The sequence below is a fragment of the Streptomyces sp. L-9-10 genome, assembly GCF_004151105.1.
Lineage (GTDB): Bacteria > Actinomycetota > Actinomycetes > Streptomycetales > Streptomycetaceae > Streptomyces.
This window is the reverse complement of the sequence record NZ_PHRF01000064.1, coordinates 1-12,735: the sequence shown is the minus strand read 5'-3', so window position 1 is coordinate 12,735 and position 12,735 is coordinate 1. Positions and strand designations below refer to the sequence as shown.

The window sequence follows — 12,735 nt, the reverse complement described above, 5'->3', positions numbered from 1 at the left end:
CGCGGCCGGCACCCACGCGCCAACGGCGCGTGCGGCACACGCACGGCAACGAAAGTCGCGGACACGGTGAGTTCAGTCCCTCCCGTGCCGCAGCGCAGGATGCGCGCCCGCCGCCACCAGATCGGCCACCGCCGACTTCGGGTCCCGGCCCGTCACCAGTGACTCACCGACAAGCACCGCGTCGGCCCCGGCGTTCGCGTACGCGATCAGGTCGTGCGGCCCGCGCACCCCCGACTCGGCGATCTTCACGATCCCGGCCGGGATCTCCGGAGCGACGCGCTCGAACGTGCTCCGGTCGACCTTCAGCGTCTTCAGGTCGCGCGCGTTGACACCGATGATCTTCGCCCCGGCGTCCACGGCCCGCTCGACCTCGTCCTCGTCGTGCACCTCGACGAGCGGCGTGAGCCCGATCGACTCGGCGCGCTCGATCAGCGAGACCAGGGCCGGCTGCTCCAGCGCGGAGACGATCAGCAGCACCAGGTCGGCGCCGTACGCCCGCGCCTCCCACAGCTGGTACGAGGTGACGATGAAGTCCTTGCGCAGGACCGGGATGTCGACCCGGGCGCGTACGGCCTCCAGGTCGGCCAGCGAGCCGCCGAAGCGCCGCTGCTCGGTCAGTACGGAGATGACGGCGGCGCCGCCCGCCTCGTAGTCGGCGGCGAGCGCCGCGGGGTCGGCGATCGCGGCGAGCGCGCCCTTCGACGGGCTGGAGCGCTTGACCTCGCAGATCACATGCACGCCCTCGCCGCGCAGCGCGGCAAGCGCGTCCTTGGCCTGGGGCGCCTTCGCCGCGCGCTCCTTGAGCTCGTCAAGGCCCACGCGCGCCTGCCGCTCTGCGAGGTCGGCGCGTACGCCTTCGATGATCTCGTCGAGCACACTCACGCGAGCGGCCCCCTTCCGGGACTGGGTTCGAATCAAGCTCGGTCGCCGATCAGATCGGCAACGGGATCAGGATCAGCCATATCGATGCTAGCCGGAACTGGCCGAAGGACCCGCATCCGGTGGGCCGAGCATGACACCGCCTTGACCATCATGGCGCGAGCGACGAGCCGAAGGGCAAGTTTCTGACGACGCTGAAAGCCAGGATCACCCCGCCGAGGGCCCACCACCAGACGGGCCGCGGGGTGATGGCCACGGGAAGCGCCTTCCGGGCACGTACGAGCCACACCACCCACAGGACGGCGAAGACCGGGTACCCGACGGTCGCGAGGGCGTTGTCACCGAACGCCGTGATCCAGTCGCCGTGTGCGACGGCGTGGGCGCTGCGCAGCCCGCCGCAGCCGAAGCAGAGGAGGCCGGTCAGGCCGTACAGCGGGCAGACCGGGTAGTGGCCGGTTTCGTTCGGGTCAACGAGCCCGACGTAGGTGAAGGCGGCGGCCACCGCGGCCAGGGTGGCGAGCGGCGGCAGCAGCCGGCGCGCCATCGACGGCGGCCGGGCGGAGGCCACCGGAGGGGCCGGTGGCGGGACCGCCGGACGGGCCGGCTGGTCGGGCGCGGGCACAGGCAGGGCGTCATCCACCCGGTGATTGTCCCCCGCTCGTACGGAAAGACGCAGCCCGGCCTTCGCCGGACTGCGTCTCGGTGCGTCTCGCTGCGCGCGGACCAGTGCGCGCGAAAGGAGCGCGGTGCGTCAGACGGTCTGCGTCTGGGCCTGCGCCTGGCCCTGGGCCTCCGGGCGGACCCGCGTCTCGGCGGCAGCGGCGTTCTCGAGCTGCTGCTTCACCGCCGCGGCCCGCGCCTCCGCCATCGCCGCCGACTCCTTCGGCATGCCCAGGCCCGCCGCCTTCATCGCCAGGCCGACGACCCCACCGAGCAGGACCACGCCCATACCGGCCCAGAATCCGGGCTGATTCGCCGCCACCATGAAGACTCCCGAGATGCAGAAGCCGATGAAGGAGATGGTGACGCCGGTCCAGGCGGCCGGGGTGTGTCCGTGGCTGGTGCCCGCCATGAGTTGCTCCTCGTTGCTGTTGCGCTGTGTGAGTCGGACGCTCACGCACATTGTCCCGCATGCGGTACCCGTACAGGCCCGTGGGGTCCGTCGGTGTGAGTCAGCTCTCGCCTGTGAGTCAGCTCTCGCGCGTGGGGTCCTCGCCCCGGTCCAGGGCCTTCCACAGGTCCTCGGGACGGTCGGGGTCCACCGCGGGCGCCGTGCGGGCCGTACGTCCGCGCCCGCCGGAGCCTCCGCCGGGCCCGCCCGTGCCGGTGGGTGCGCCCGGCCGCTCGTAGCGGCCCGACATCCCAGGCCAGCGCCGCCCGTACAGCAGGGCCAGCGCCCCCGCGAGCAGGATCAGCAGACCGCCGGCGGTCGTCACGTACGGCCACACGGTGTGGGTCAGGGCGTCGACGGTGGCGGCGCTGTCGCCGGTGGTCCTGGCGGCCTTCTCGTCGAGGGCCGTGCTGTCCGACGCGCCGAGGAACGCGGCGACGGCCGCGCCCGCGCCGCTCAGCGCGAGCAGCGCAGCGACGAGGAGACGCCCCGCGCCGCGTACGGCGAAGACGGCGACGAGCGCCGCGAGGCCGACGATGCCGAGGGCGGCCGGAACGCCGGTGACATCACGGCCGTCGGCGTCGAGCGGCACGGAACCACCGCCGACGGCCGCGATGCCCTCGGCCCAGGTCTGGCCGGAGGCGATCAGCGCGACGGCGGCGCCGGCGGCGCCGAGCAGCAGCGCCGCCGCGAGCGCGCGACGGCCCCCGCCGCCGCCGCTCCTGGCGGTGGCCGCGGGTCCTGCGGTACGGGGCTGGGGTACGGGTACGGCACTCACGCACCCCACTATCCCCTACGGCTCCATCCGCCCGTCCGCCCGGGGGTTGGAGGCGGCGCGGGTGGGCGGGGCCTCTTACCCGGCGTTCAGCCGGTTCGCCGTGTGGACGGCGCGGAGCACCGCGGCGGCCTTGTTACGGCACTCCGTGTCCTCCGAGACCGGGTCCGAGTCGGCGACGACACCCGCTCCCGCCTGCACGTAGGCCGTGCCGTCGCGCAGCAGGGCGGTACGGATGGCGATGGCGGTGTCGGAGTCCCCCGCGAAGTCGAGATAGCCCACGCAGCCGCCGTACAGCCCGCGCCGGGTGGGCTCCAGCTCGTCGATGATCTGCATGGCGCGCGGCTTGGGGGCCCCGGAGAGGGTGCCCGCGGGGAAGCAGGCCGTCAGTACGTCGAAGGCGCCGCGCCCTTCCGCGACCCGTCCGGTCACCGTCGACACGATGTGCATGACGTGCGAGTAGCGCTCGACGGACATGAAGTCGACCACCTCGACGGTGCCGGGTTCGCAGACCCGGCCGAGGTCGTTGCGGCCGAGGTCGACGAGCATCAGATGCTCGGCGCGCTCCTTGGGGTCGGCGAGCAGTTCGTCGGCGAGGGCCTGGTCCTCCCGCGGCGTGGCGCCGCGCGGCCGGGTGCCGGCGATGGGGTGGACCATCGCCCGGCCGTCCTCGACCTTGACCAGTGCCTCCGGGCTGGAGCCCACGACGTCGAAGCCGTCGAAGCGGAAGAGGTACATGTACGGCGACGGGTTGGTGGCCCGGAGGACCCGGTAGACATCCAGCGCGCTCGCGGTGACGGGGGTCTCGAAGCGCTGGGAGGGGACGACCTGGAAGGCCTCGCCCGCCCTGATGCGCTCCTTGATGTCCTCGACCACGGCCTGGTAGTCGGGGCCGCCCCAGAGCGCGGTGTACTCGGGCAGTTCCGAGGCGGGCAGCGCGGTGGGCGCGGACCGTACCGGCTCGGTGAGATCGGCGGCCATGGCGTCGAGCCGGGCGACGGCGTCCGCGTACGCCTCGTCCACACCGGTGTCGCGGTCGTTGTGGTTGATGGCGTTGGCGATCAGCAGGACGGTGCCGTCCCAGTGGTCGAGCACGGCGAGATCCGAGGTGAGCAGCATGGTCAGCTCGGGGATGCGCAGATCGTCGCGGGCGTGCTCGCCGATCCGCTCCAGCCGCCGGACGATGTCGTAGCCGAGGTAGCCGACCATGCCGCCGGTGAAGGGCGGCATGCCGGAGGAGAGGTCGCGGGGGGTGTGCAGGGCCTCCACGGTGGCGCGCAGGGCCGCCAGCGGGTCGCCGTCGAGGGGAACTCCGACGGGCGGGGTGCCGAGCCAGTGGGTGACGCCGTCGCGCTCGGTGAGCGTGGCGGCCGACCGTACCCCGATGAAGGAGTAGCGGGACCAGGAGCGGCCGTTCTCCGCGGACTCCAGCAGGAACGTGCCGGGGCGCTCGGCGGCGAGCTTGCGGTACAGGCCGACCGGAGTGTCGCCGTCCGCGAGGAGGCGCCGGCTGACGGGGATGACGCGGCGGTCCACCGCCAGCTTGCGGAAGGTCTCAAGGTCCATGGCGGCTGACCCTACTCGTTGGACGGGAGGCATTGGGCGCGGACGGTGGAACGTCCGCTCCGTACGGTGACCCCCGTACGGAGCCTTCCGTACGGGGGCCGGCGCTCGCTTCCGTACGGTACGGCGACGGTCACGGCCCGGACGTCAGCGGCCGAGGGGCAGTACGTCGGCGTCGAAGCAGGTCCGCGCGCCGGTGTGGCAGGCGGCGCCCACCTGGTCGACCTGGACCAGGACGGTGTCGGCGTCGCAGTCCAGGGCGACGGACTTGACGTGCTGGACATGGCCCGAGGTGTCGCCCTTGACCCAGTACTCCCGCCGGCTGCGCGACCAGTAGGTGCAGCGGCCGGTCGTCAGGGTGCGGTGCAGCGCCTCGTCGTCCATCCACCCGAGCATCAGCACCTCGCCGGTGTCGTACTGCTGGGCGATGGCCGGTACGAGGCCGTCGGCGCTGCGCTTGAGCCGGTCGGCGATGGCGGGGTCGAGTCCGCCGGCCGGGTCCGCGGGTGGGGGCGTACTGGTCATACGGCCATTGTGCCGCGCCCGCGTGGCGGGCGACCGGGACGTCCACTGGGCGGACGGGACCGGGCCGCCGTACGCTTACCGGTATGTCGACCCATGCGAAGCGTGAACGACTCCTGCTCGCCGACCTGTTGGAGGCGGTGGGCCCCGACGCGCCGACCCTCTGCGAGGGCTGGCTCACCCGCGATCTGGCGGCCCATGTCGTGGTCCGCGAGCGCCGCCCCGACGCGGCGGGCGGGACAGTACTGGCCGTGCTCAGGAACCGGCTCGAACGGGTGCAGGCGGAGTACCTCGCCAAGCCGTACGAGGAGCTGATCCAGCTGATCCGTACCGGCCCGCCCCGGATGTCCCCGTTCGGCGTCAAGCAGATCGACGAGGCCGCGAACACCGTCGAGTTCTACGTCCACGCGGAGGACGTACGGCGGGCGCAGCCGGACTGGGCGCCCCGGGAGCTGGACAGCGTCTTCGCGAACGCGCTGTGGTCACGGCTGGAGAAGGGCGGCCGGATGATGGGCCGGAAGTCCCCGGTCGGCCTGGTGCTGCGCCGCCCGGACGGCCAGACGGCCGTGGCCCACCGCGGCACCCCGGTGGTGACGGTCACCGGCGAACCGGGTGAGTTGCTGCTCTTCGCGTTCGGCCGGCAGGCGGCGGCGAACGTGGAGCTGGACGGCGACAAGGACGCGATCGGACGGCTCCAGCAGGCGAGCCTCGGTATCTAGCAGGCCACTGCCACAGGGCTCCGCGCCTCAGGACGCGGGCAGTTCGGCGCGGCGGAAGGCCTTGGAGCAGAGGCCGAGCAGGCCCCCCGTGCCGCAGACCGCCGCGCTGACGACGAAGACCGGGCCCGTGCCCCACAGGCCGGTCGCCGCGCCGGTGACCGGGTAGCAGAGCGGCGCGACGCCGAGTGTGAAGAGTGTCGCCACGGAAGTGACCCGGCCCATGTAGGCCGGGTCGGCCGCCGTCTGGAGCAGGGCTCCGGTCAGCGCGCCGCTCAGCCCCGCCAGCAGTCCGATGGAGACACCGGCGAGAACGGCCGGGGCGAGCGAGGGCGCGTACGCGAGTGCCGCTACGGCGACGGCTCCGCCGCACAGGACGACGGACAGCGTGAGTCCCGCGCGCGGTATCCGTCCGCGCACGGTGAGCAGCAGTGAGCTGGCGCCCGCGCCGGTGCCGAAGGCCGCCACGATCCACCCCATGCCGTCGGCGCCCCAGCCGCGCTCCTGGACGAGCAGGGTGAGTCCGATGTTGAGCGGGCCGACGAAGCCCAGTTCACCGATGGCGATGACCAGCATCAGCGGGGCGAGCACGCGATGGCGGCGGATGTAACGGAGCCCGTCCCGCAGTTCGCCCCACGCGGTGCCGGCCTCCGCGGTACCGGCCTCCGCGGTACTGGCCTCCACGCCGTCCGCCGGGGCCTTCGCCGGTCCCGGTGTCATCCGTACGGCGAGCAGCAGCGGGAGGGACAGCGCGAACAGCGCCCCGGCGACGGCGAAGGCCGTGACCGAGCCGCCGAGCGCCACCGCGAGCCCGCCGAGCGGTGCTCCGGCGACATTGGCGATACGGGCCGCGAGCCCGCGCATGCCCTGGACACGCGCCAGTTGGCCCGGCGCGGTGATCCGGGGCGGCAGGGCGCCGACGGCGGGCAGGAAGAGCGCGTCCACGGTTCCGAAGAGGAGCGCGACCGTGATCAGCAGCCAGAGGGCGGGGCCGGTGAACAGCAGCGCCACCGCGATGCCCAGGATGAGGACACAGCGCGCGGCGTCGCTGCCGATGACGACCAGGCGTGGCCCGAACCGGTCGGCGAGTACTCCCCCGCCGAGCATCAGCACGGCGCGCGGAACGGCACCGAGGGCGAGGACGAGACCGGCCTGCCCGGGGCTGCCGGTGCGGATCGCGGCCCAGGACAGCGCCATGTAGTAGACGCTGTCGCCGACCATGGAGGCGGTGTAGGCGGTGAGCCAGCGCAGTACGTTGGGGTCGCGGTGAGCGGGTCGCTCCGGGACCGGGGCGGCGGGCGTGGGCAGGGCGGTGGCGCTCATGAGGGCGTGATCCTCTCGGGGCCGGGGCGATGCGGGTGCGGGCGGGAATCCGCGCGCGGGGAACGGGAATCCGCGCGCGCGGCACGGGAGTTCCGTGCCTCAGGGGCGGAACGGGAATCCGTACAGGTGCAGCGCGACGTTCTCGCGCCCCACGGTGTCTCCCGCGTCCGCGGCGGCCCGGCCGGCGGCCTCGTACCTCTTGACCAGCCGGTGCAGCTCCTCGCTGAACGCGGCCAGCTCCGGGGCGGTGAGCGGGGCCAGGTACTCACTGCTGAAGGAAGCGGAACGCCATTCGACGCCCCAGGCGCCCTGGGTGTCGAGATAGCCGCGGTAGAGATCGGAGCGCTGCTCGAACGACATCCGTCCTACCGCGGCATGGGTGGCGGCCTTCTCCGGCGCGTCCCGGAAGTCCGCGTCATGGAAGCTCAGTCCCTGCGAGGCAGGCTGCCACCATCGCTCCCGTCCGTCGTTCCCCTGCGGTTCCGCCTCCTCGATCAGTCCGTGATCGGCGAGTTTGCGCAGGTGGTAGCTGACCAGTGACACGGCCTCGTCCACTTGGTCGGCGAGCTGCGAAGCGGTGGCCGTGCGCGCGATGTAGAGCGCCCGGTAGAGCTTCATGCGCAGCGGATGACCGAACGCCTTGAGCGTGTCGAGGTCCGTGATTCTGCGGGGTTCCGTGTCCGACATACCTCCAGGTTAGAAAGGAAAGAAAAGTTGCGCAATATAAACTGCGCAATAAATCTTGCGGAGTCGGAGTGCCTGGGGACCTAGTCCAAGGGGTCAGTGATCGTAGGCGATCAGTGAGCGTAGGACGGTTTGTCCGGTGGCGTCGTTGTGCCAGATCGCGGCGGTCAGCAACTCGTCCCGATGGCCGAGGAAGCCGGCCAGGAAGACCGATGAACTCGTGCCTGGGACGAGGGTGCCATCGACATCGAAGAACACGGCACCCGCATGATCGGTTGAGAACACCGGCCAAGGATGTCACCGTCACGTGAGACGCCAGCTCCTGGGGTACCCCGCGTTCTTTCGATACACGCCCTGGTGGTGGAAGACGAGAGATTCCTGGCAACCATGATCGCCGAAGGGCTGCGCCGGGAGGCGATGACAGTGGACCTCGCCTTCGACGGCCTGAACGGCTGGCAGAAGCTGCGACTCGGCGACTATGACGTCCTTGTCCTGGCCCGAGACCTGCCGGGACTACACGGTGACGAGCTTTGCCGTCGCATCGTGGCCGAGAGTCTCCTCACCCGGATCCTCATGCTCACTGCCTCGACCACGGTCCCGGAACGCATCGCGGGCCTGCGTATAGGCGCGGACGACTACCTCGTCAAGCCGTTCTGCCACGAAGAACTCCTCGCACGTCTCCTCGCCCTCGGCCGCCGCACCCTACCGGCGCTGCCCCCGGTGATAGAAAGAATGGGCATCACCCTGGACATGCCAGGCCGCCAGGCCACACGCAACGAACAGCGGCTGGCCCTGACCCGCAAGGAATTCGCCGTCCTCGAAACCCTCATGCGCGCCGCGGGAGGCATCGTCAGCAGCGAAGACCTGATCGAAAAGGTCTGGGACGAACGCGTCGGCCATGACAGCAACCCCGTACGTGTCACCGTGAGTCGCCTGCGCGCGAAACTCGGCGATCCCCCCGTCATCGAGACCGTCCCCGGCGTCGTCTACCGCATCTCATCAAATGCCGTGGAAGCCGTCGACCGCGCTCGCACCGAGAACGACACACCATGATCCGCCGACTGCGCCCGATGACAGAGCGCGCCTGCTTGACCACGCTGTACGGGGGCCTTCTCCTCGCCGCCCACACGCTCTTGGCGGCCGTCATCTACGTCTTCGTCCAGAACAGTCTCGACAATCGCATCAACAGTGCCTTCACTGACAGCTCTCGCGCCAGACCGGAACAGCTCGAGGAGGGGCTGAGACCAGGACGCACACTCAAAATCGAAACAGTGGACATGATCACTTCCACAACCTTGAGCCGTCTGCTCACCGTCACCCTCATCACGCTCGGTGTATTCGCCCTGATCTCTCTCCTCATGGCGAGGTGGATGTCCGCACGAGTGCTGCGACCGGTCGGCGTCATCGCCGCCACCGCCCGCAGACTCTCCGGCGACACCCTCCACCAGCGCATCAGCCTCAAGGCTCCGCCCGGAGAGCTCAAAGAGCTGGCCGACACCTTCGACTCGATGCTGGACCGGCTCGAAGAACTGGTGACAGCTCAGCAACGGTTCGCCGCGAACGCCGCCCACGAACTGCGCACCCCGCTCGCGATCCAGCGCTCCGCTGCCCAGATCGGACTGGCCGACTCCGACCCCGAACGCGTCGCATGGATCCGCGACGAACTACTGGAGGTGGCGAAGCGGAGCGAGCACGTAATTGACTCCTTGCTGCTGCTCGCCACCGCGGGCACCCAAGTACCTCGACCGCAGCCCGTGCGGCTGGACCAGACCGCTGCCGAGGTCCTCACGGAGGCCGCCGCGCATGCGGAACGGCGCGACGTCACCTTCTCCACGTCGCTGCAGCCGGAATCCGTCGACGGCGACGCCACTCTTCTCGGCCTCATGGTGCGCAACCTCGTCGACAACGCACTGCGCTACAACCAGCCCGGTGGCACCGTGTCCCTCACCCTCACCGACCGGGCCCTGACCGTCACCAACACCGGCCCCTGCATCCCCGACGATGTCGCACCCCTGCTGTTCGAGCCCTTCCGCCGAATGGAACAGCGACACCAAGCCTCCGCCGAAGGAGCCGGGCTCGGACTGTCCCATAGTGCACTCCATTGCCCGGGCCCATAAGGCCGAGGCCACCGCACGCGCCAACCCCCTCGGCGGCCCGACCATCACCATCCTCTTCCCCTGAGCACCTTCTTTGGCGTGTGGGGCACACGCGGGATCCGGGATCGGCCGGCAGCGCGAGCATCTGAAGAGATTGACTTGGTGTCATTTGCGTGGGTAGCCGGTGCTGTCCAGGAAGTCGAGGACCTCTGCCAGGGTTCTGGTGGGATGAAGGGTGCGGACGATCTGCTCGGTGACCGGGCGCAACGCGAGTACCTGACGGATGGCCTCCACCTCCGTCATGCCCGTGATGGGCAAGGCGACTTCAGAAATGGGGATCCGCTCGCCCAGCGGGTCCTCGAACACACCCTCCTCGACTATCGAAGGGCACCACTGTGGCTTGTCGAGCACGCGGTCAATGTAGTCGCTCAGCAGGTCGGTGGCATCCTCGTCTTTGAAGGCATCTGAAGTGTTCTCGTCCCACTCGAGGGCCTCAGGGTGGATTATTTCCGGCATACGCCAGGCAGTGTCGCCCGCAGATCGCCACATCACCCCATTCAGTTCCGGTATATCCTTTTCTATCCGCAACCCGATGGTGGTGTCCTTGTCGTTGAGGAGTGCGCGGAAGGGCCCGGGGATTTGGGTAAGAATGGAGCGCCACTCCTCCGGATATTCCACGCTCGAGAAACGAGATTCATGGAGAAGCCAGGCCGCGACGACGCCTGCATCGGTGAAGTGGATATCGACGCCGTGGTAGCCCAGCCGCAGGGTTGCCTTCCATCCCTCGCCCCGCTGTGCCATGCAGTATCCGGTCCAGTCCGAATCGCCCGAATAGCACCCCCATCGGATCATGCTGATCACGGCAAGCGCACGGGCGCGGTCGAACAAGTCGGATGGATTGGGCGCTTCCTTCACTGCTAGATACATACCTCCAACCAACCACACGCCACCGACAGCCAACCACCGTCGGAAAGGCGATGAATCACAATGCGCGGCCGCAATGAGCACTTGCCAACTGTCTGCTCGAGGGGTTTGAAGGAGAAGGCCCGTATTCGTGCCGGTGTTTCGAATGAGTGTCAGCGGAGTCTGCGGAGGTCTATACCGCCGGGGGCGGGCGCCAAGGAATAGTTCGATGGCTGGGTATGTGGCGGGGTGCGGTGCTATCGCAGGCGGAAGGCGCGGCGCCCGTCCGAGCGGATGGCGACTGAGCGTGACGACCATCGTCCCTCCGGCGCCGGCTGTCGGGGCGAGGTTGATCAACCGCCGACTGAATGCCGGTGAGGTTGCGGCGTCCCAGCCGGAGGCAGCGGCTCCGTGACGCCGGTCCGTCAAACCTGGCCGTCGTCCATGGCCCAGGACTACGTCCGGTGTGTCACATCGGAGACCGCTGACTGACACGCGGCGCGCCGACGGGGCTACGTGACCCCGGAGTTGCGCGGCGGTCCAGGGCGCACCGGGCCCCGCCGCCCCGGCCCGCTGGCGCTCCGGTCGGCGCCGGGCACGCGTTGCCACTCGACGGCCTCGGGTTCGCGCGATGCCCCCTGCGGACCGTGATCCAAGCAATCCCGCCCTGATGCCACCGCCGTCCACAACAGCCTTGGCAGTCCCGGCACTTGAACGCTGCACACTCCACACGGTTCGGGCCACCATCACCAAACACTGTGACTTGAGTCACACCCTTGGCTCGAATCGCGAGCCTGGCTGAAATGTTTCCGATGCGGCGAGAATCGATCAAGCGGGGGCTGCCATGGCCCCGGATGACGCATGTCACATCGCGCCGTGACATGCGTCAGGAGCCGGATGCTCTTCTTCTGGATGAGAGTGTGACTCACGTCATATCGCCTCTGTCACTGAGGGTGCTTTCATCCTTGGCCATGACGCGGGGTCACCGCGAAATGTTGCGGATGCCACCCGTCAATAACGCACTGAAGGCCGTCATGTGACTGAGTTTCACCTGCCACATGGTCAGCGGCAGTCATGCATCCGGCACATTACGAACTGGAGCGCATCTCATGGTTGACATCGTCTCTTACTTCAACGAGGAACTGGATCTCGGTCGGATCGACGAAAACCAGTCTCCGCATCAGGACCACGGCCCGGTTCTGGCGACCCCTGCCTTCGCGGCCGCTCTCGTCGGGGGCGTAACGCTCGTCGGTGGCGCCTACGCGCTGGGCCAACTCGTCGGCTAGGCACACCAGATGGCTCAGGCCACCCGTTACCCATTCAATAGTTCGTGAACTTCACATATTTCGGAGATGAAAATGAACGACATTCTCGAGGTCATCAACAATATGGAGTTGCCGGCCGAGGAAACGGTGTTCACCGACGCCGATGCGGTGCTGGCCACCCCGTCGGCCTTCCTGGGGGCGGTCGCCATCGCATCCGCCCTCGTAGGAGCGTTCGGGGTCGGTCGCGGCTGAACGGTGTGACCCACCCCTCGCCCCTGTAGGGGCAGATATCGGATGAACGCAATTCTGCCGGGCCAGAGGTCCGTTCTGGCCCGGCAGAACCCTATCCACTCTACGGGAGCCGTCCTCAGGGCGGTTTTGAAAGGAACCCTGTGAGATTCGCACGAAGGATCGCTTCGGCAGTCTTCGGTCCTGTGCCGGTGTCCCGGGACGGGGCGTTGGGCCTGTCGGAACGGCTGGCCGCCGTCACCACTCTGACCTCGTCGGTCGAATATCTGTCCCAGCGCAAGGAATTGCGGAAGGGTGGGCTGAACGACTGGGACATCGTCAAGGATGTCCAGGCGGCTTCGACGCCTCTTGTCCGGAAGGCGTTGCACGCGGTCAGTGGACGCCGGACGACGACCGCTCTGCATGTTGCCCGTGCCGCTGTCAGCGCGGGCATGCTGCTTCCCGGCTCGTCGCGCTGGCGGGGTGCCGGGAGCCTGTTCCTGGGGACGACGTCCGCGCTGCTCTATCCGCGCCACCGTTACGGTACCGACGGGTCGGACCAGGTGGCCATTCTCGTGCAGACCGCCACCGGTGCGGCGCGGCTGGTGAGGTCGCCGGAGGCCCAGGACGCGCTGATCTGGTATGTCGCGCTCCAGTCGAGCCTGTCGTA

General features: G+C 69.3%; 13 protein-coding genes and 3 pseudogenes. 6 read left to right on the top strand and 10 right to left on the bottom strand.

Annotated features, from left to right (window positions below; translation table 11 throughout):
- Positions 1–72 precede the first annotated feature (72 nt).
- The 6 genes and pseudogenes from trpC to hisI all read right to left on the bottom strand — a co-directional run bounded on the left by trpC (position 73) and on the right by hisI (position 4,853).
- Positions 73–882 (bottom strand): indole-3-glycerol phosphate synthase TrpC, encoded by an 810-nt coding sequence (gene trpC, locus CU044_RS16840; RefSeq protein ID WP_129769432.1) that lies wholly within the window; start codon positions 880–882, stop codon positions 73–75.
- A 148-nt stretch (positions 883–1,030) separates the two neighbouring features.
- Entirely contained in the window at positions 1,031–1,423 is a 393-nt protein-coding gene (locus tag CU044_RS16835) for a DUF2752 domain-containing protein (RefSeq protein ID WP_129769726.1), read from the bottom strand.
- Positions 1,424–1,723: 300 nt separating this feature from the next.
- Positions 1,724–1,951, bottom strand: a pseudogene (locus CU044_RS16830) (HGxxPAAW family protein); the annotation flags it as partial.
- Positions 1,952–2,069: 118 nt separating this feature from the next.
- Positions 2,070–2,777: a TIGR02234 family membrane protein gene (locus CU044_RS16825; RefSeq protein ID WP_129769430.1), complete on the bottom strand. Its 708-nt coding sequence runs from the start codon at positions 2,775–2,777 to the stop codon at positions 2,070–2,072.
- A 66-nt stretch (positions 2,778–2,843) separates the two neighbouring features.
- Positions 2,844–4,331: an anthranilate synthase component I gene (locus tag CU044_RS16820; protein WP_129769429.1), complete on the bottom strand. Its 1,488-nt coding sequence runs from the start codon at positions 4,329–4,331 to the stop codon at positions 2,844–2,846.
- A gap of 144 nt (positions 4,332–4,475) precedes the next feature.
- A complete protein-coding gene (hisI, locus tag CU044_RS16815; RefSeq protein WP_129769427.1) occupies positions 4,476–4,853 on the bottom strand; it encodes a phosphoribosyl-AMP cyclohydrolase in 378 nt (125 codons plus the stop codon).
- 83 nt (positions 4,854–4,936) lie between these two features.
- On the opposite strand from hisI, the gene CU044_RS16810 reads away from it, so the two are divergent.
- Complete coding sequence (locus CU044_RS16810; protein WP_129769425.1) at positions 4,937–5,569, top strand: TIGR03085 family metal-binding protein; 633 nt, start codon at positions 4,937–4,939, stop codon at positions 5,567–5,569.
- A gap of 27 nt (positions 5,570–5,596) precedes the next feature.
- On the opposite strand, the gene CU044_RS16805 is transcribed toward CU044_RS16810, so the two are convergent.
- The 3 genes and pseudogenes from CU044_RS16805 to CU044_RS16795 form a co-directional block, all read right to left on the bottom strand.
- Positions 5,597–6,889, bottom strand: coding sequence for an MFS transporter (locus tag CU044_RS16805; RefSeq protein ID WP_129769423.1), 1,293 nt, complete (start codon positions 6,887–6,889; stop codon positions 5,597–5,599).
- A gap of 99 nt (positions 6,890–6,988) precedes the next feature.
- On the bottom strand, positions 6,989–7,576 hold the full coding sequence (locus tag CU044_RS16800; protein WP_129769421.1) for a helix-turn-helix domain-containing protein: 588 nt from the start codon (positions 7,574–7,576) through the stop codon (positions 6,989–6,991).
- A 168-nt stretch (positions 7,577–7,744) separates the two neighbouring features.
- Positions 7,745–7,831 (bottom strand): annotated as a pseudogene (locus tag CU044_RS16795) (haloacid dehalogenase); the annotation flags it as partial.
- A gap of 87 nt (positions 7,832–7,918) precedes the next feature.
- Here CU044_RS16795 and CU044_RS16790 point away from each other — a divergent pair.
- Positions 7,919–8,626, top strand: coding sequence for a response regulator transcription factor (locus CU044_RS16790; protein ID WP_129769724.1), 708 nt, complete (start codon positions 7,919–7,921; stop codon positions 8,624–8,626).
- The gene (locus tag CU044_RS16785) at positions 8,623–9,690 is read left to right on the top strand and encodes an ATP-binding protein (RefSeq protein WP_240045650.1); all 1,068 of its coding nucleotides are present in this window, start codon (positions 8,623–8,625) and stop codon (positions 9,688–9,690) included. The genes CU044_RS16790 and CU044_RS16785 overlap by 4 nt, the downstream gene beginning before the upstream one ends.
- Before the next feature lie 144 nt (positions 9,691–9,834).
- Here the strand turns inward: CU044_RS16785 and CU044_RS16780 are convergent, their stop codons facing one another.
- A complete protein-coding gene (locus tag CU044_RS16780) occupies positions 9,835–10,584 on the bottom strand; it encodes a hypothetical protein (RefSeq protein WP_129769420.1) in 750 nt (249 codons plus the stop codon).
- Positions 10,585–11,681: 1,097 nt separating this feature from the next.
- Between CU044_RS16780 and CU044_RS38615 the strand changes: the two genes are divergently transcribed.
- The 3 genes and pseudogenes from CU044_RS38615 to CU044_RS16775 form a co-directional block, all read left to right on the top strand.
- Positions 11,682–11,858: a hypothetical protein gene (locus CU044_RS38615; protein ID WP_165371917.1), complete on the top strand. Its 177-nt coding sequence runs from the start codon at positions 11,682–11,684 to the stop codon at positions 11,856–11,858.
- A gap of 72 nt (positions 11,859–11,930) precedes the next feature.
- Positions 11,931–12,089: a hypothetical protein gene (locus CU044_RS38610; protein WP_165371916.1), complete on the top strand. Its 159-nt coding sequence runs from the start codon at positions 11,931–11,933 to the stop codon at positions 12,087–12,089.
- A 140-nt stretch (positions 12,090–12,229) separates the two neighbouring features.
- Positions 12,230–12,735 (top strand): annotated as a pseudogene (locus CU044_RS16775) (thioesterase); the annotation flags it as partial.